Here is a 16612-nt window from a genome sequence, read left to right as displayed (position 1 = left end):
GGGGCTCACGACGGCGCGGCTCACGGCCGCTCCGCTCTCGTCAGCACCACTGCGGACTGGAACCCGCCGAAGCCGCTGCCGACCGACAGCACCACGTCCAGCAGGCGTTCCCGTGCGGTGTGCGGCACGTAGTCCAGGTCGCACTCGGGGTCCGGCGTGTCCAGGTTGGCGGTCGGCGGGACCACGCCGTGGACGAGGGCCAACGCACAGGCGGCCAGTTCGATGGAGCCGATCGCGCCCAGCGAGTGGCCGATCATCGACTTGATCGAACTGACCGGCACCTGGTGCGCGCGCTCACCCAGCAGCCGGTGGAACGCGGCGGTCTCGTGCCGGTCGTTCTGCCGGGTGCCCGAGCCGTGCGCGTTGACGTAGCCGATCTCCGCCGACGCCACCCCGGCGTGGTCCAGCGCGCGCCGCGCGGCCTCGGCCATTTCGACGCCCTCCGTCGTCAGGCCGGTCATGTGGTGGGCGTTGCTGCGGGTGGCGAAGCCCGCGGCCTGAGCCAGCACCTCCGCGCCCCGGCGACGGGCGTGGTCGAGCTCCTCCAGCACCAGCACGGCCGCGCCCTCCCCGAGCACGAACCCGTCCCGGTCGCGGTCGAACGGGCGAGCCGCGTGTGCGGGGTCGTCGTTGCGCGCTGAGGTCGCGCGGATCGCGTCGAAGCAGGCCACCGTGATCGGCGAGATCGGTGACTCCGAAGCCCCCGCCACCACCACGTCGGCCTGGCCGTCCTCGATGAGGCGGGCGCCATGGCCCACCGCGTCCAGCCCGGCCGTGCACCCGGAGGACACCGTCCGCACCGGCCCGCAGGCGCCGACCCGGTCGGCGACCTCCGCGGCCAGCGTGGCGGGGGACAGGGCGCAGTGCAGGAACGACGAGGCCGCGCCGGCGTCGACCACCCACTGCTGCCCGCGCCGCGAGGTGGCCACGTAGTCCTGTTCCAGAAGCGTCGTGCCGCCCACGGCGGAGCCCATGCAGACACCCAGCCGCCACGGGTCCGTGACGGTCACCTGCGCCTGCCGCCACGCCTCGTCGGCAGCGACGGCGGCGAACTGGACGTAGCGATCCATCCGGGTGATCTCCGCAGTGGTCAGGCCCGCGTGCCGCGGGTCGAGGTCGCACTCGGCGGCGATCCTCGACCGGAACCCGTCCGGGTCGAACAGGGTGATCGGCCGGGTGGCGGTGCACCCGGAGGTGATCAGCTCCCAGAAGGCCTTCGTCCCGATGCCGCCCGGAGCCACCACCCCCAGGCCGGTGATCGCCACCCGGCGCGTCACGACGTCTGCTCCGTGTCCACGTGCCCCAGGTCCGGCCGGGGCGCCAACGGGGACAGCTGGAACAGCACGCGCGCCGGTGACGGCCCGGTGTTGCGCAGGCGGTGCCGCACCCCGATCGGCACCAGGATCGCCTGGTCCGCGCCCACCTCGTGCGGCACGTCGTCCAGGTCCAGCACCACCGAACCCTCCACGACGTAGAGGAACTCCTCGGAGTACGGGTGGTAGTGCTCGTTCACCTGTTCGCCCGGCCCGACCAGCACTACACCCAGCAGCCCTGAGGTGGCGCCGACCGTCGCCGGACCGAGCAGGACGCGTATGTCGCCACCGCGGCGGGTGTTGAGCGCGACGTCGTCCGAGCTCATCGCGCGGTGGAGCTGGCCGGTCATGCCACCGCCCCCACCACTCGGTCGGTCACCAGCGTCATCGGGCACGCCATGCGCACCAGCGGCACCAGCCTGTCCGCGAGCGGCACGGCGGTCGTGCGCTCCGAGGACTCCACCAGGTGCACGACCGTGTCCCTGCGCCGGAAAACCGTTGTGCCGCAGCCGGAACCCGAGTCGTCGGCGGCGAGCAGCCGGGCCACCTCGCCCGCCTGTCCTGGCAGCGCCTGGTAGAACGCCGCCGCGCGGGGCAGGTGGCCGGGGTGGCCGTTGCGGGAGGCGACCACCCGCATCACCGAGCCGGCCAGGAATCGCCGCCGGCCGTCGTCGTCGGACAGGTCGCGGTCCTGCACCAGGTGCGGCCGCAACCGCTGCTCCACGGCCTGGATCTGCGGCTGCGAGGCCAGGTGCCGGATCGCCACCTCTGGCGGGCAGGTGATGTCCACGACCCGCACCACCACCGGTCCGACCATGAAGACGGACGTGCGGTCCAGCAGTGGGCGCGCGGCCTGCGGCCGGCCGGGCGGGGGACCGGCGTAGCCGGCCAGGATCTCGGCGACAGCCGCCTCCGACCCCGGCCGCACCGGAAAGGTCAACGCGTAGCGGTTCACGACTTCGCCTCCAGCAATTGTCGATCGGCTTCGGCGCCCGGCGCGGTGGTCAGCCGGACGTGGTACCGCAGGGACTCCCGCGCCGTCGCGCACGCGACCAGCGGGGCCGCAAGCTGCCGGTGCTCGGCGCCTCGCTCCCACGCGTGGAAGTGCGCCGCGCTCGCCCACTCGCTGGTGATCACCCAGTCCTCGGGATCAGCCTCTGACTGGCACAGCTGGTCACCGAGGTAACCCTCCACTTGCGACACCTGGTGCCTGATCCCCCGGTAGGCGTCGAGGAAGCGGTCCTGATCCGCGACCGGCACGCGCAGGCGGAAGATCACTCGCAGCCGGCCAGGCTTGGACTCGTGGTGCTCCGCAACCGACGCCATCTCGTCTCCTCCGGGGTCTACACAGGATGAACAGACAACCTCGTAGTGACTGAGCGTTGATCTGCCCACGTCCGCCGGCAAGTCGGGGCGGCCGACAGACCGAACATCCACCCGATCGAGAGGACAAAACCCCGGCTTTCGCTCAGGAGGACTGTTCCGGGTAGGAGGCGATCCTGCAGGCGTGCAAAGCCACCACGCGCCGCACACCCTCGTCGTACAGCATCCGGCGACACTTCTTGACGTCGTCCGCATTGCCGGTCTTCGCGATCTTGCACGCCTTGAGCACGTTGCCGGTCGCCTGGTACCCGTTCTCCATCACGTGGTCGATGCAGATCCCGGGATCGGCTTGAGCCGGCGGCCCCGTGAACGAGAACAAAGCCGCAGCGGTGAGCCCCATGCCGATCAGACCGGCCACACGAGACAAACGAGACATCGGATCGTCCTCTCTAGAGCAAACGAACACGGCGCTTTGCCATGTCCGGCTAGGGGTTGGTCGCCACCGAGTACCTCAGGATGCGTCCGACAAGCCGATCCGGCTCGCTCAACCCTCGATCGAGCGCAATGCCGCCCGTCCGAGGGAGGAAGCCTCTCGCGGCGTGCGCGGCGTGTAGACCGCCACCGCATCCCACTGCCCGATCGAGTACCGAATCCACCGCCCGGTGATGCAGCCGCCGACGGCAATGGATGCCCCGCGAATCGGCACCTGCGGCGATCTCGCCCGCCCCTTCGTCTCACCGGTGTAGACGTGGTGGCTGAGGCGGAACGCCCGCTGCCGGAACACCGACGCCCTGCCTCCGGGTCGGACGCGGCCTCCACACAGCCAGGTCCGGCGCAGTTAAGCCACGTTCCGAACTATGCACCGCTCCAGGTTCGCTCCATGTGTGTGGTGTGAGACCACCGCGAAGCACCGGCATCGGTGTGCCAGCAATCGAACCGGGCAGACCGTGCTGGTTTGATCTACCAGCCGTATCGTGATCGTCCTGACCGCCGCTCCAACCACATCGCGCACACCGTCGCCGCGACTGAAGCCACCACTGGCCACACCATCGCGTCCACCACCGCAAGCACGGCATCCACCGCCGCGACCAGCAGGAACACCATGGTCAACACCCGCTCGGGCCCACCTGCGCGCCGCGGCGCGCCCTTGCATGTGTTCACAACCGTCCTATCGTGACGGACTGGACCCGCCGTTTCCCCAACGTCCGATCGGTACCAAGGGAAGACGCGCGCTGTGTCAGACGGACTCCTCGGCTGCACGCGCCGTCGTCACCGACGTCGAACTCTGGCCGGGCTGGGCGCTCGACGTCGAATACGACACCGCATCCGGGCGGGCTCGTGCGAATCCGGCCCGTGGATCTCGTCCCGCCGTGGCACGTCGTGCCGTGTCCGCGATTTAGTGTAGCATCCGAATCGCCCCACTGTACTGCGTAAACAGGTTCGGTGGGCGATCTTGTTTTCTGTCCTTAGTGGACGGTGGTGTCGCCAACTGGAGCACGGCCCCGCCTTGGGTGCAATGGGGTCACGGGTCGCTCCAGGTCCGGCCACCCGGTCGGGTGGTTGTCCACCAAACCATTGCTTACGCAAGTAGTTTCCTTCAGTCCGAGTTACACCGTTCGTTTGGCTCTGGCTCGTAGTCGGTGGTGACGTGGAGTGTCGGTCAGGGCAGAAGGATGCGGTGGCGGAGAAGGTCGAATCCGGCGCGTCCGTGCGTCTGTTTCATGATTCTCTTGGTGCGGGTGTTGACGCCTTCGGTGCGGCTGTTGTTGTAGGGCAGGGTGACGGCACTGTCCACAGCGGACCGGTCGATCTCGAGACCGTTGGTGAGACTGCGTAGATGCGGCAGATCGACGGCGCGAGTCGCCGTGATCCACTGGGCGAGCTTCACGTCGTTGCCTGCGGCCGGCGTCAGCAGTGTGGCGAAACCGTGTACCAGAGTGGCGAGTGCGGTCATCTCGGGGCAGGAAGCGGCGATCTTCTCCAGCAGTGTCGTGTCCTTCGGACGCAGGTTCGCGGGTGTGGTGAGCAGGAGGCGGCTTGCGTGGCGGGCGGTTGTGACGGGGCGGTCGCCTTCGGCGCGGCCTTGATTGAGGTAGCGGACCAGCAGGTTGGCGCTGCCGGTGTAGCCCAATCGGCGAATCTCCGCGAGCAGTTGTGTGGCAGGGATTGCCGGGTCGGCCGCGCGGCGGGCGCGCAGATGATCGCGGTAGGGGTCGACCAGGGTCGGGCAATAGGTGGGGGTGATGCGCAGGGCATGGGGTTCGGGCATGTGGGCGTAGCGTTTGACCGTGTTCAGGGCCACGCCGAGGCGGCGGGAGCAGTCGAGCAGACCGATCCCCTGGCCGAGGAGATCGTGGACCTTATTCCAGCGTTCGCGAGTGGTCTGCTCGTGAACGCCGCCGGGGCGGGGCGGGTTGACGGTGGCCCAGCATCCGGCGTGTGCGCGGACCTCGAGCAGGACCTTGTCACTGAGATTGCGCCACAGGTGCCCTCGGTCACTGACCTGCACCGCGTCGGGCAGTGCCCGGCGGACAGCTTCGGCGTAGGTGGCCGAACCATCCCGGCACACGACCTCGACACCGGGATGCTCGCGCAGCCGCGACTCCAGAGTGGCCGCGTCGCGACCGGGCAGGACCGCGACACGCCGGCCGGTCTCGGCATCGATGATGATCGTGGCGTAGCGCTGATGGCGACGCAGGGCGAAGTCGTCCACGCCGATCACCCGCGGAATCGTCAACCGCGGCAGCGGCAGGCGCCGCAGACGGCGCACCGCGGTGCTGCGGGACACCGGCACCGCGAGCAGGCCGGCCAGGCGTGCCGCCACCCGGCCACCCAACTCTCGCGCCACCTGGGATATCTGCCGGACCAACCGCACCGTTCGGCGCTGATGGCGTTGCAGCAGTCCGGGAATCTGTTCCCGGAACGTCTGCCGTCGACAACCCAGAGCTGAGCAGACCAGCCGCCGCACGCGCAAGCGGACGACGACCTGGCGGCCATCGACCGGCACATCCTTCACCGTCGGGTGGTGTTACCCATGCACCTTCGCTGTCTCGGTCCCGCAGACCGGGTACGACACGGCCGCGGCCCGAGTGCGGGCCGTGACCACCACCATGCCGCCGCCCTCCGTCACGTCCTCGATAACCAACGCCGACAGACCAGAGAACACCATCCCCACAAGGGAATCGACAGCCATAACAAGATCATGATCGCGAACAATCTACTGGCCGGCACCACCGACTACGAGCCAGAGCCGTTCGTTTGACAGCGGGTGAGCCCGCCCTGGCGTGCGGGCGTGGTGAACGGACAAAATTGGTGCGGGCCGGGCTGGGTGACGTCGAGGGTCCGTGGTGCCGAACGAGCCCGTTTGACAGCCTGGCGCGGGGATCGTGGGGTTTGTGGGCCTTGAATTGTTGCCAGTGAGCACGTGGAACAGAGTGCGTTCAGTTACCGGATCCCTCCCGGCTCGGCCCGCCGCAAGAACACGTTGCTACGCCGAGTCTTGTGGAGGTCCGCTATGAGCGAGACCGTGACAGTCGATGACGGCATGGAGATCGTCTTCTCCCGGGTCGCCGGTCTGGACATCGGCAAGCGGGAACTCGCTGCCTGCGTTCGGGTTCCGGACAAGAACGGAAGATTTCGTTCCCAGACCAAGACGTTCTCGACGATGACGCGGGGACTGCTGGACCTGGCCGAGTGGCTGGCCACTCATCGGGTGCAGGTGGTGGCGATGGAAGCCACCGGCGCCTACTGGAAACCCGTGTTCTACCTGTTGGAAGCCTCGTTCGAGACCCAGTTGGTCAACCCGCGTGATGTCAAGCAGGTCAAGGGACGCAAGACCGATGTCAAGGACGCCCAGTGGCTGGCCCAGCACGACCTGGTCCGTTCCTGTTTCGTCCCGCCACCACCGATCCGGGATCTGCGGGAGCTGACGCGTCAGCACACGCATCTGGTCCGCGATCGAGCACGCGTGATCAACAGACTGGAAAAGCTGATCGAGGAAACCGGACTGAAGATCTCCTCGGTCACCTCGAACACGCTCGGCGCCTCCACCAGGGCGATGCTGGAGGCCATCGTGGCCGGCGAACGCGATCCGGTCACTCTGGCCGAGATGGCCAAGGGCCGGTTGCGGGCGAAGATCCCGCAGTTGCGGGAGGCGTTGCAGATCGCCCGGTTCAGCGACGCGTCGGCGTTCATGATCGGCCAAGTGCTGGCTCAGATAGACATGCTCGACGCGCAGCTGGCCGCCTACGTCGTCAAGATCGAGCAGGCAATGGGCCCTTTCGCGCGAGCCAAGGAACTGTCGATGATCGTCCCCTCGATCTCTGACCGGATCGCCTGCGGCATCATCGGTTCCATCGGCACCGACATGACCGTGTTTCCCACTCCTGGTCATCTCGCGTCCTGGGCCGGGGTCTGCCCAGGCAACAACCGCTCCGCCGGCCGCGAGCTGTCCTCGGCCACCACCCACGGCGATCCCTACCTGAGGGGCTGGCTTGGGATCGCCGCCGGCATCATCGCCCAGACCCGCAGCCGCCCCTGCTACCTGAAGAGCTACTACCACCGGCTACGCAAGCGCCGCGGCCCGCTCCGCGCCCAAGTGGCCGTCCAGCACAAGATCCTCACCGCGATCTGGCACATGCTCACCCACGACGTCGCCTACCACGACCTCGGCCCCGACTACTTTGACCACAAGCCCCGTTCACTCCAGCACCAGGCACACCGCGCCCGCCGGCTCATCACCGAACTGATCGAACAGGGCTACGACATTTCCCAGTTGATCCCCGAACACGCCGCCTGACCACACACAGCACCAGAAGTCGCGCTGGTCATTTAGGGAACAGACCCCTGCCGCGATCTGATGCAGCACAACCAGGGTCGCGACGCTCAGATGCGGGGCAGGTAGGCGGAGACTTCGGCGATGGCGTCGAGGGTGTCGCGGTCGAGGTGGCCGGAGACGAGTTCGGTTTCGGCGACGGTGACGGTCTTGCCGTCGCGATCGCTGCCATAGTTCTCGCCGGTGAAGCGGATGTCCGCGAGGCCCAGCATCGCCGAGCCAAGAGGCCGGATGTCGCCGCTGCCGTGGATCTTCATCACCGACTCGAACTTGTCGGCGTCGCGCGCGGAGGCCAGACCGACCCAGGCCACCGACAGCACCGCGGTGTTACCCGCGCCATCGCCGACCAGGAACAGGGCGCGGTCCAGGGAGGTGCAGCGGGTACGGGTGAAGAAGTCGCGGATCTGCCCGAACGAGACCGCCACACACTCAGCCTGCTGACGCGCGGTGCGCTTGAGTTGCTTGACGTCCAGTCGCTGCCACGCGGCCTCGCTGTCGCCTTTGCACGCGGACTTCTGTCCTTCGGACTTTCGGGCTTTGAGCTGCGCGGAGCCGCCCGAGCCTGATCCGGAGCCCACACCCTGCACGGCGTTCTGCGCGCCCGCTCCGACTTCGGAGACCAGGCTGTATCCGCCCCCGAGGGTCAGGCCGCCGGTGCCGCCGGCCAAGCCGAGCGCGAGCACGTCGGCAGCCACCACCGCACCGCTCTTACCACCGCCCTTGATCGGGACGCGCCGGCCGTTAATGGTTCTGAACTCCATCAGGTCCGCCCCTGCCTAGATCTAAAACTGACTGAGGTTGTTGACAGTCTGGGCTCCTGAACCGGAGGAGGCCCATGGCTGAGTGGGTATGGAGCGAGAAGGACTTGGCCAGGCGTGCTCGTCGGCCCCTGGCTATGTTGCAGCACGTCGACGAGGTCAGCGGCAATGTGGCCGCGACCTGCCGTTACTACGGCATCAGCAGGACGGTGTTCTACCGCTGGAAGCGCCGCTACGAAGAGGAAGGACTCGACGGGCTCAAAGACCGCTCCAGCGCCCCGCTGCACTGCCCGAACCTCACCCATCCCGAGGTGGTCGGGAAGATCATCCATCTGCGGCAGCAGTACCACTTCGGTCCGCTGAAGATCGAGACGTACCTGCGTCGGTACCACGACGTGCAGATCGGGCACTCGACGATCTATCGCATCCTCAAGCGCCTGGGCATGAGCCGACTCCCTGCGTCCCAGCGCTACAAGCGGCGCGAACAGCGGTGGAAGCGCTACGAGAAGCAACGTCCCGGCCACCAACTGCAGATCGACGTCAAGTTCGTCGAGCCGCTGACTGATCAGCCGGGACGCCGCAAACGGTTCTACCAGTACACCGCGATCGACGACTGCACCCGCTTGCGGATCGTGCGGATCTACGCCAAGTCGGACCAGAAGACCGCGATTCAGTTCCTGGACTACGTATTGTCTCGGCTCCCGTTCCAGGTCGAGAAGATCCAGACCGACAACGGAGCCGAGTTCCAGTCCGCGTTCCACTGGCTCGTCCTGGACAAGGGCATCGGTCACGTCTACATCCGCCCGGCGACCCCGCGGCTCAACGGGAAAGTCGAGCGCTCTCACCGCATCGACGCCGAAGAGTTCTACCGGCTGCTCGACGGTGTGGTGATCGGCGACGCCGGCGTGTTCAACGAACGGCTCAAGGAGTAAGAGGACTACTACAACTACCACCGCGCACACGGAGGCCTCGGTGGCCAGACTCCGTATGAGAGGCTGCTACAGAAGACCCCCACCCAAGCCCAGGCTGTCAACGACCACCGTCAGCAGCACACCTAGATCCCACCTAGATCGTGTCCGCACAACGACGCCGCATCCTGATCACCGATCTCGGAGCCCTCGCGGCGAGAACTGCCGGTGACCGTGGCGCAGCGCTCTGTGAGCCAATGCCATCGGCAGCGGTGGTGTTGACCGGCAAACGGGTGAACACCGGCGGAGCCACCGGGACGGACGCCCGGTCTGCACCGAGCCGCTTCTCGGCAGGCGGCCGGTGCGCGCACTAGCGTGAGCTGAGGGTGACCGCTGTCATGTCGTGCGGTGACACAGCGTGCTCAGCGGTCGGCCCTCGTACAACAGTGTCTATGAGCGGGTAATGCGAATGCGGGTCGTGCACTGCGGGACAGCCGCCGTGCAGGCCGAGATGGTCGACGATGTTGGACATGGTGTGCATCGCCGGCGACGTCGACACGGCCGTGGCCGACGAGCTGTGGTCGGCGACCCAGGCGCGACTCGAACAGGCCGGGCGTGCGCTGGTGCTGGGCTTGGCGGAAATGACGTTCTTCGGCTCTGCCGGCATCACGCTGGTGATCTCCGTGTGGAACGCCTGCTGGGATCGGGTTCACTGTGGCAGCCGCGCACTCCACGGTGCTCAAGCCGCTGCGGATCACTCAGGTCGATAAGTTCGTGCCGGTGCACCTGGACGTTCCCGCTGCCGCCGCCGCGTTCGCATCATGACCTGATGAGAAGCCCTCACGGAAGTGTGACGCGGTGGTAGAGGTAACGATATCTGCAGTGTCGCCCAGACAGTTTTGTCGGTGATGGTGCGGTGTGTCCCCACTCGGTGGCCAGGGCGGTCGTTGCCCACGTCCGTGCCGTCGAAGCGGATCTGTCCAAATGGGACACCGACGACCGCGGCTACGCCGACGTCCCCGTCACCGCCCCGCCACCGAGCTGCAGATCGCCCAGCAGCTTCCGACACTGAACCTCTCACTCGGCGAGCTCCGGCCGCACGTGCGCGGATGGATCCGCGAGTACCTGCCACTGTATAGGGCTCCAGGGTGGTCAGCATTGCGAAAGGCGAGGGGGTCCGGGTAGGTGGAGCGCGGATTGGGCTATGCTCACACGACCCCGTTCCGGGTGGACTCCGTCTGGTGTTCGCCGCCGGGGTGTTCTGGTGGGAGGACCGTTCCGGTGTGCGCCGGATACGGCGACGCAGCGTCGGCCGGGGTGCGGGGTTGTGTGCATAGCCAGGCCCGGTACTGGGCGAACAGCTCATCGAAGATGGGAGTGCTGGTCACCGGTGCATCCTTGCCTGGTTAGATCACGGCTGGGGGCGTGTTGCCTGCGATCCCGCCGGTTGGGTGATCCGTGCCGGGCTACCGTGCTCGGTCGCGACGCGTGATCACTCTGAACGACCGCCCGCGGTCGCCGTTGGCCGTCAGTACGCCACGCCGGGCACCGGTGGTCCATAATCCCCGCCATTGAGATGGGGAGCGCCGTCGAACCGAGTTCTGGTGGCGCAGCCGCGGACCGCGGGTGCCTTCTCGCCAGCGGCATCGCTACGGTGGCGGCGTGGGGGAGTTCTTGTTCGTGCCGTATCCGGCTTGGGGTCATGTGAATCCGATGCTGCCAGTGATGGAGCGGTTGGCCGCGGGCGGGGACGTGGTACGGGTGCTGGTGGGACAGCGGTTTGTCTCGGCGGTGGAAGGTGTCGGTGCGGTGCCGGTGTCATTGCTCAGGGAATTGCGCCCTCATGTGCCGCCGAGGCGCGCTGTGGTGGGCTGGACGAGAAGGTCGCTGTGCAAGATGCTCGCGGCTCGGTGCGCTTCGGCACAACTCGCCGATGATCTGGCGGAGTCGCTTCCGGATCTCGTGGTCGCCGACGTGATGACGCCGTGGGCGGTTCGTGTCGCTCGCCGCAGGTCGGTGCGGGTCGTGTCGTTCAGCACGACGTTCACCCGCGGGCGTCAGCGGGACCGGCCGGTGCTGGTGCACGCGTTGCCTGAGCTGCAGCCTATGGTGTCCGGACGAGTCCATGTTCTCGGCCCGCTCGTGCGCCGTGCCGACACAGTCGAGGAAGCGAGCCTGGGGCGGGGCAGGGTCGAGGGCAAGGTGCTGCTGGTCTCACCCGGCACCGTGTTCGAGCGTGAGCCGGAGTTCTTCCGCACCGCGGTGGAGGCGTTCGGTGACACGGACTGGACGGTGGTGTTGTCCACGGGGGCTCTTGACCCCGGAGTCCTGGGCACCTTGCCTGCCAACGTGACCGCGTACCGCAGCGTGCCGCAGCTCGCGTTGTTGCGCAGCAGCACGGTGTTCCTGACACACGCCGGAATGAACTCCACTGTGGAGGCTTTGTCCGCCGGTGTTCCCATGGTGCTCGCACCGCGGTGCCGGGAGCAGCGAGCGACAGCACGGCGGCTGGTGCGCATGGGCGTCGGGGTGAGCTTGCCCAGGTGGTGCCACCCGGTCGCGCTGCACGACCTGGTGGAACGTGTTGCTGCCGATCCGCAGATGCGGACCGCGCTGCGCGACCTGCGGGAGAGCCTTCCTGGGAACGGCGCTGAGGTGGCTGCGGCTGTGTTGCGTGCTCACGCAGGCGTGTCCGGAAGTCCGCGGAACACCGAGGTGATGTCGACGTCGATCCGTGCCGCCGCCATGAACTCGTCGAGCGCGGCCGACAATGCCTCCGCGCTGCCGCGGTAGCCGGGCAGAAGCCGTTCGTCGATGCGGTCGCCGTGTCCTGGCTTGCTGGTCGTGCGGATGCTGTCGATCTGTGCGGCGAGCTCGGCCACTGCGCGCAAGGTCTTGTCCAGCGTCTCGTTGACCGGAGGTGGGGCCACGAACCGGATCTTCACGGACTTCTGCCTGAGCTTGTCGGTCAGCGGCTTGAGCGGCGTGTCCGCCGGCCACACCGGCAGTTCGAGCAGTTCGTGGCAGGCATCGACGAAGTCGGCGTAGAACTCGATGTTGCGGTTCGTCCAGCGGAATGCACTCTCACGACGTGCCTTGCGCTGATCCATCCACCAGGTCGTGGCCTGTGTCAGCAACACACCCGCGAAGGTGAACGCGACCACCGCCCACCAGGGGCCAGACGAGCTCATGATGGCTGACCATAGCCGTCGTGGACACGCGAAGTCGTGATTCGGTCACTGAACGACGTCGATCATGGGTAAGGTCTCGGCTGCGAGCCGACGGGAAGGAGCCAAACGGTGGGTGACGACAGTATGGCAGCACCGCGCTTGCTCCCACCTGAGCCCCGGCTGTTCGTCGACCGTGTGGACGAGTTCGTGGCGCTGGATCAGGCGCTCGGTGACGCGCTCGAGCGTGGTGTGCCACTGCTGGCGGTGCGGACCGGACTGCCAGGTGTCGGTAAGACGACACTGGCCGTCAAGTGGGCCTATCACGTGCGTGACCGGTTCCCGGACGGCCAGCTGTACTACGAGCTCGGCGGGTCCGTCGAGCCTGGACCCGTGCCGGCTTCCGACGTGCTGCGCGACATCCTCGTCCAGCTCGGCGTCGACGAGGAACGCGTCCCGCACCACGAGCACGAACGCGCCGCCGTGGTCCGTTCGCTCACGGCTGACAAGCGCATCCTGCTGGTGCTCGACGACGCGTTCAGCGCGGCTCAGGTGATGGCGCTTCTGCCGTCCTCGCCCACCTGCGCGGTGGTGGTGACGAGCAGGAAGTGGCTGGACGACCCGGCCTGGGCCTACGTCGACCGGGCCGTGCTGGAGCCGTTGGCCGCGGAGTTCGCCACCGAGTTGCTCAACGAAGCCTCCGGCCTCGACCTCGGCGCCGAGGAGGCCGCGGTCAAGCGTCTCGTGTCGGCCTGCGCGGGTCTGCCGCTCGCACTCGAAGTCGTCGCCGGACAGCTGCGCCGGCCTCGCCGCAGGATAGCGGACGTGGTGGAAGCCGTCCTGGCCGGGAAAGGCGCTGTGGCCTCGATCGAAACGGTGCTCGACGTGGCCTACCGAGACCTCGCACCGCAGCTCGCGCAGGCTTATCGACGCCTCGCGTTGCACCCAGGACCGGACTTCGGCGTACCGGTGGCCGCCGCGATGCTCGGTGTGCCGCCAAGGGAAGGACGAGCCCAGCTCGACGAGCTCGTCGACGTCAACCTCCTCTCGCCAGTCGGCACCGACCGCTATCGGTTCCATCCACTCGTGGCCGCGCACGCCAGGGACTGGAGTGCCGCGGGTTCGACGGTGGCCGAATGCGATGAGGTCCGTGGTCGTGTTGTGGCCTGGTACGTGGACCGGGCGATCTCGTTGGCGCGTTCGCTGTCGCAGCGGTGGTGGACCGACTTCGAGCGGTTCGAGCGGGTCGACCCGGCGTTCGGCGGTCCAGACGCCGCGGCGTTGGCTCGCCGTGGCTTCCAGGCCGAGCACCTCAACCTGCTCGCGGCCCTGCTGCAGGCCGACGACGAGAAGAAGCACGCTGACGTGCTGGCGCTCGGCGACGCCTTGTGGCCGTGGCTCTACAACACCGACCGGAGCGTCGATCTCGACCTCGTGCAACGCAGAGCCGTCGGCGCGGCCGAGGCGCTCGGTGACCGGGTCGCCGTGATGCGCATGCGCAACCAGTTCGGCTCCGCCTTCGAGATGCGGGGCGAGCTCGCCGAAGCGAAACACGAGTTCCGCACGTCGCTGGAGATCGCCCGCGAACTCCAGCACGTGCTCGGGCAGCAGTCGAACCTGGAGTGGCTGGGAATCCTTCTGGAGCAGGAGGGCGAACTCCGCCGCGCACTGGAACACCTCGAGGCGTCCGCCGACGCGGCCAGGCAGATCGAGGACCCCGTGCAGCGAGCACGCGCGATGGCGTTGGGTGCCATGCACACCGGGCGTGTCCTGGTGAAAGTCGGCCACTTCACCGAGGCGATTCCGTTGTCGCAGAACGCGATGGCGTACTTCACCGAGCACTCCGACGACGTGAACAAGGCGCGCTGCCTCGACCTGCTCGGCCGGGCCGAGCTCGGTCTCGGTCGTCCCGCCGTCGCTCGGCTGCTGGCCGAGCAGGCGGTCGAGGTCTCCGCCGAATCCGGCCCGCTGTCCCTGCACATCGCCGCGCTGCGCACGCTCGCGGACGTCGAAGACGCTTGTGGTGACGAGGTAGCGGCAACCCTGCACCGCGCGCAGGCTGCCGAGCTCAGCTGACCAGCGTGATCGCGCCATCGGCGGCTTCGGGTCGCTCGCCGGCGACGAGCCAGGCACGCAGCACCGACACCTGCCGCACCGGATCCGCAGCCGATACTCGCCACACTCGCCCGTCCCTCGAGCCGACGAGTGCGCTGTCGGCGTCGACCACCGCTGCGAGCCCGCACCCCTGGTGCACGCGCAACGTCTCCGTGATCCACTCTTCCGCCGTCTCGGCCAGTTCGTGTGCGAGGACGTACAGCACGTCCGCGCTCGCCAGCAACCGACGGCCGGGATGGTCGATGTGACACACGATATGGCCCACGGTGAGGTCGGTGTGCCGCGAACGGAGCTCGGCGGGGAATTGGGTGACCACCGCGCTGCCGGACGACCGGCCGAGCTCGACCTGTACCTCCAGCGCCGATACCACGGGCCGACTGCCGGGCAGGCCAGCGGTGGGAATGCGCCACAACGGCGCTTCACCGTCCGGTTCGGACACGTTCATCAGGCGGTAGAACAAGGCCCGCAACAACTTCGGTGACTCGTCCGGTACCGAGGTCACGAGCTCGGTGACCCGGTCGTACGCTCCAGGCCGATGCAGGGCGATCGCACGGTCGATCTGCGTACGCAATGACTCGCGCGGGTCGAGCCGGGCGGCGATATCCCCGAGCACCGCGACCGGAGACCCGGCGGCGACGTTGTCCTCAGGAAACGCGGCCAGCAGCGTCGGCACATCGATCGCGCTGCCGTACGCGGTCGTGGCGCCGATGTCCCCGATGAGGCAGTCCGCCGCGATCAGCGCCGCGCGCCACCCCTCGGCGGGAGGCACCAACACGAGCCCGGCGCGAAGGCAGTCCGCTAACCACGTGCGGATCTGCCACGGACCATGACCGGCCCACGTGTTCGGATGCACGATCCCGACGACCTGATAGTCGAGCGGCAGCTCCGACATCAAGTGGCGCAACAGGTCTGGCCGCCGACCGAATGTGGAACCGGCCGACCAGGTCGACGACACCACGACGATCTTGCGGCGTTCGTCGCCCGCGATCAGACGGCGGTAGCGTCGCCTGAGCCCGAGGCTGGCGCGGATCCGGTCGAAGCACGGATCACCCGCGATCACCGCGGTGTGAGCGACCTCGGGCACCGCCGCACGCAGACGGTCCAGCTGCTCGGGATGGGACAGGACGAGCGCGTCGGCGATCGGCCGGCCGTCGTCCAGCAGCCACTGCGGCGAAAGGCCAAAGGTCTGCCGGTTTCCGGTTTCCGGTTTCCGGTTTCCGGTTTCCGGTTTCCGGTTTCCGGTTTCCGGTTTCCGGTTTCCGGGAGAATTCTTAGTATACCCGATGCCGTGGGACAGGATGACCAGGGGTGAATTCAGATCGGCCAGACCGCCATGGTGGCTGGCCGCGATCGCGAGGTCGAACCTGGTGTGCAGCGCCTGTACCCACGGCACCGTCACGACGCCGAGATCCGTGAAGACCTGGTCGAGATCCCGGTGAAACGGATCACTTCCGCTCCAGGATGCCACGACCTGCACCCGTGGATCGGAGTCGAACACGCAGATGACGTCCAGCAGCCTCGTGACAGTGGTCAGGTTGTGGGCAACGAGCAGCACCCGGCGTTGCGGAGCGACAGTCACCCACGCGTCTGATCGAGCACCGATCGGCACATCGACGAGTGGTGTGTCGGGCACGGGTCCTGCCTGCTCCTGTCGAGGCGGCTCAAGAAGACGTCCGCACCTGCTGATGACCGTAGCCGATCTTCGGCCCAACTACGACCAGGTGCCTCAGTCTGCGTCGCATTGCGTTCTGCATTCAGGTTCTGCGGCTAGCGGGCCCGGTCTACAGGAATGTGCGACGGTTAAATGAGAGCAGAAGGCTGCACATCGTTGCGCGTCATCGAGGTCGGCGCCGTGCGCCGAGGCAGGGCTCTATCGGCAATCAGGCGCTGCCTCAATTCCGACACTGCCCGCGCTCGGCAGCGGGTTCTTGGCGGGATGTGCCATTGACTTCCCGTTTGTCGAGTTGGCGCTGCGCGGAGCCTGGGCACTTTTCCCGTAACACGATCCCTTGGTGAGATGTCATCAATCGATCAACAGTTGAACCAAGAACCTACGACGAGCTCGGGCTGACAAGAGGATCCGAGCGGGCGGCGCCGGGATGTCGGCGTTCCCGTGCTGATCGCGGCGATGCTGCTCGGCGCCTCAGAAGCAGGAACGGCGCTACTGGGCACTGTCGGGCGCCTGGCCGTCGTC

The 16612-nt window shown here is 67.6% G+C and carries 15 protein-coding genes and 1 pseudogene; 5 read left to right on the top strand and 11 right to left on the bottom strand.

Annotated features, from left to right (window positions below):
• Positions 1-20 precede the first annotated feature (20 nt).
• From BBK82_RS07355 to BBK82_RS07325, 8 genes and pseudogenes are all read right to left on the bottom strand, one after another.
• Complete coding sequence (locus BBK82_RS07355) at positions 21-1277, bottom strand: beta-ketoacyl-[acyl-carrier-protein] synthase family protein (protein WP_065914332.1); 1257 nt, start codon at positions 1275-1277, stop codon at positions 21-23.
• A complete protein-coding gene (locus BBK82_RS07350) occupies positions 1274-1663 on the bottom strand; it encodes a cupin domain-containing protein (protein WP_065914331.1) in 390 nt (129 codons plus the stop codon). Before BBK82_RS07350 ends, BBK82_RS07355 begins: the two co-directional genes overlap by 4 nt.
• Entirely contained in the window at positions 1660-2268 is a 609-nt protein-coding gene (locus tag BBK82_RS07345) for a SchA/CurD-like domain-containing protein (protein WP_065914330.1), read from the bottom strand. The genes BBK82_RS07350 and BBK82_RS07345 overlap by 4 nt, the downstream gene beginning before the upstream one ends.
• On the bottom strand, positions 2265-2639 hold the full coding sequence (locus tag BBK82_RS07340; RefSeq protein ID WP_065914329.1) for an antibiotic biosynthesis monooxygenase family protein: 375 nt from the start codon (positions 2637-2639) through the stop codon (positions 2265-2267). Before BBK82_RS07340 ends, BBK82_RS07345 begins: the two co-directional genes overlap by 4 nt.
• A 142-nt stretch (positions 2640-2781) precedes the next feature.
• The gene (locus BBK82_RS07335; RefSeq protein ID WP_154697139.1) at positions 2782-3072 is read right to left on the bottom strand and encodes a hypothetical protein; all 291 of its coding nucleotides are present in this window, start codon (positions 3070-3072) and stop codon (positions 2782-2784) included.
• A 108-nt stretch (positions 3073-3180) separates the two neighbouring features.
• Positions 3181-3420 (bottom strand): hypothetical protein, encoded by a 240-nt coding sequence (locus BBK82_RS07330; RefSeq protein ID WP_065914327.1) that lies wholly within the window; start codon positions 3418-3420, stop codon positions 3181-3183.
• Between the two features lie 176 nt (positions 3421-3596).
• Entirely contained in the window at positions 3597-3740 is a 144-nt protein-coding gene (locus BBK82_RS49885; RefSeq protein WP_154697138.1) for a hypothetical protein, read from the bottom strand.
• 556 nt (positions 3741-4296) lie between these two features.
• Positions 4297-5829: pseudogene (locus BBK82_RS07325) on the bottom strand (ISL3 family transposase).
• Positions 5830-6150: 321 nt separating this feature from the next.
• Between BBK82_RS07325 and BBK82_RS07320 the strand changes: the two are divergent.
• Positions 6151-7434 (top strand): IS110 family RNA-guided transposase, encoded by a 1284-nt coding sequence (locus BBK82_RS07320; RefSeq protein ID WP_218920594.1) that lies wholly within the window; start codon positions 6151-6153, stop codon positions 7432-7434.
• 86 nt (positions 7435-7520) lie between these two features.
• Here the strand turns inward: BBK82_RS07320 and BBK82_RS07315 are convergent, their stop codons facing one another.
• Positions 7521-8231, bottom strand: a complete 711-nt coding sequence (locus BBK82_RS07315; protein WP_237048065.1) for a hypothetical protein — start codon at positions 8229-8231, stop codon at positions 7521-7523.
• A gap of 74 nt (positions 8232-8305) precedes the next feature.
• Here BBK82_RS07315 and BBK82_RS07310 point away from each other — a divergent pair, with 74 nt between their 5' ends.
• From BBK82_RS07310 to BBK82_RS47275, 3 genes are all read left to right on the top strand, one after another.
• Complete coding sequence (locus BBK82_RS07310) at positions 8306-9160, top strand: IS481 family transposase (protein WP_218920593.1); 855 nt, start codon at positions 8306-8308, stop codon at positions 9158-9160.
• Between the two features lie 506 nt (positions 9161-9666).
• Positions 9667-9906: an STAS domain-containing protein gene (locus BBK82_RS07305; protein WP_154697137.1), complete on the top strand. Its 240-nt coding sequence runs from the start codon at positions 9667-9669 to the stop codon at positions 9904-9906.
• Positions 9907-11032: 1126 nt separating this feature from the next.
• Positions 11033-11929: a glycosyltransferase gene (locus BBK82_RS47275; protein ID WP_170067879.1), complete on the top strand. Its 897-nt coding sequence runs from the start codon at positions 11033-11035 to the stop codon at positions 11927-11929.
• On the opposite strand, the gene BBK82_RS49880 is transcribed toward BBK82_RS47275, so the two are convergent.
• Complete coding sequence (locus BBK82_RS49880; protein ID WP_154697136.1) at positions 11815-12327, bottom strand: hypothetical protein; 513 nt, start codon at positions 12325-12327, stop codon at positions 11815-11817. The two genes, BBK82_RS47275 and BBK82_RS49880, sit on opposite strands and share 115 nt — an antisense overlap.
• A 108-nt stretch (positions 12328-12435) precedes the next feature.
• On the opposite strand from BBK82_RS49880, the gene BBK82_RS07295 reads away from it, so the two are divergent.
• Positions 12436-14379, top strand: coding sequence for an NB-ARC domain-containing protein (locus BBK82_RS07295; protein ID WP_154697135.1), 1944 nt, complete (start codon positions 12436-12438; stop codon positions 14377-14379).
• On the opposite strand, the gene BBK82_RS07290 is transcribed toward BBK82_RS07295, so the two are convergent.
• Positions 14372-16051 (bottom strand): hypothetical protein, encoded by a 1680-nt coding sequence (locus BBK82_RS07290; RefSeq protein WP_154697134.1) that lies wholly within the window; start codon positions 16049-16051, stop codon positions 14372-14374. The genes BBK82_RS07295 and BBK82_RS07290 overlap by 8 nt on opposite strands.
• Positions 16052-16612 lie beyond the last annotated feature (561 nt).

The sequence above is a fragment of the Lentzea guizhouensis genome (assembly GCF_001701025.1).
In the GTDB taxonomy this organism is placed as follows: domain Bacteria; phylum Actinomycetota; class Actinomycetes; order Mycobacteriales; family Pseudonocardiaceae; genus Lentzea; species Lentzea guizhouensis.
Note: the sequence above shows the minus strand (reverse complement) of the source record. Positions and strands in the feature narration are given on the sequence as shown.

Coding starts and splice junctions, on each gene's coding strand:
- BBK82_RS07350 (WP_065914331.1), bottom strand. CDS start 1,663: ATGACCGGCCAGCTCCACCGCGCGATGAGCTCGGACGACGTCGCGCTC.
- BBK82_RS07340 (WP_065914329.1), bottom strand. CDS start 2,639: ATGGCGTCGGTTGCGGAGCACCACGAGTCCAAGCCTGGCCGGCTGCGA.
- BBK82_RS07335 (WP_154697139.1), bottom strand. CDS start 3,072: ATGTCTCGTTTGTCTCGTGTGGCCGGTCTGATCGGCATGGGGCTCACC.
- BBK82_RS49885 (WP_154697138.1), bottom strand. CDS start 3,740: ATGGTGTTCCTGCTGGTCGCGGCGGTGGATGCCGTGCTTGCGGTGGTG.
- BBK82_RS07320 (WP_218920594.1), top strand. CDS start 6,151: ATGAGCGAGACCGTGACAGTCGATGACGGCATGGAGATCGTCTTCTCC.
- BBK82_RS07315 (WP_237048065.1), bottom strand. CDS start 8,231: ATGGAGTTCAGAACCATTAACGGCCGGCGCGTCCCGATCAAGGGCGGT.
- BBK82_RS07310 (WP_218920593.1), top strand. CDS start 8,306: ATGGCTGAGTGGGTATGGAGCGAGAAGGACTTGGCCAGGCGTGCTCGT.
- BBK82_RS07305 (WP_154697137.1), top strand. CDS start 9,667: ATGGTGTGCATCGCCGGCGACGTCGACACGGCCGTGGCCGACGAGCTG.
- BBK82_RS47275 (WP_170067879.1), top strand. CDS start 11,033: ATGCTCGCGGCTCGGTGCGCTTCGGCACAACTCGCCGATGATCTGGCG.
- BBK82_RS49880 (WP_154697136.1), bottom strand. CDS start 12,327: ATGAGCTCGTCTGGCCCCTGGTGGGCGGTGGTCGCGTTCACCTTCGCG.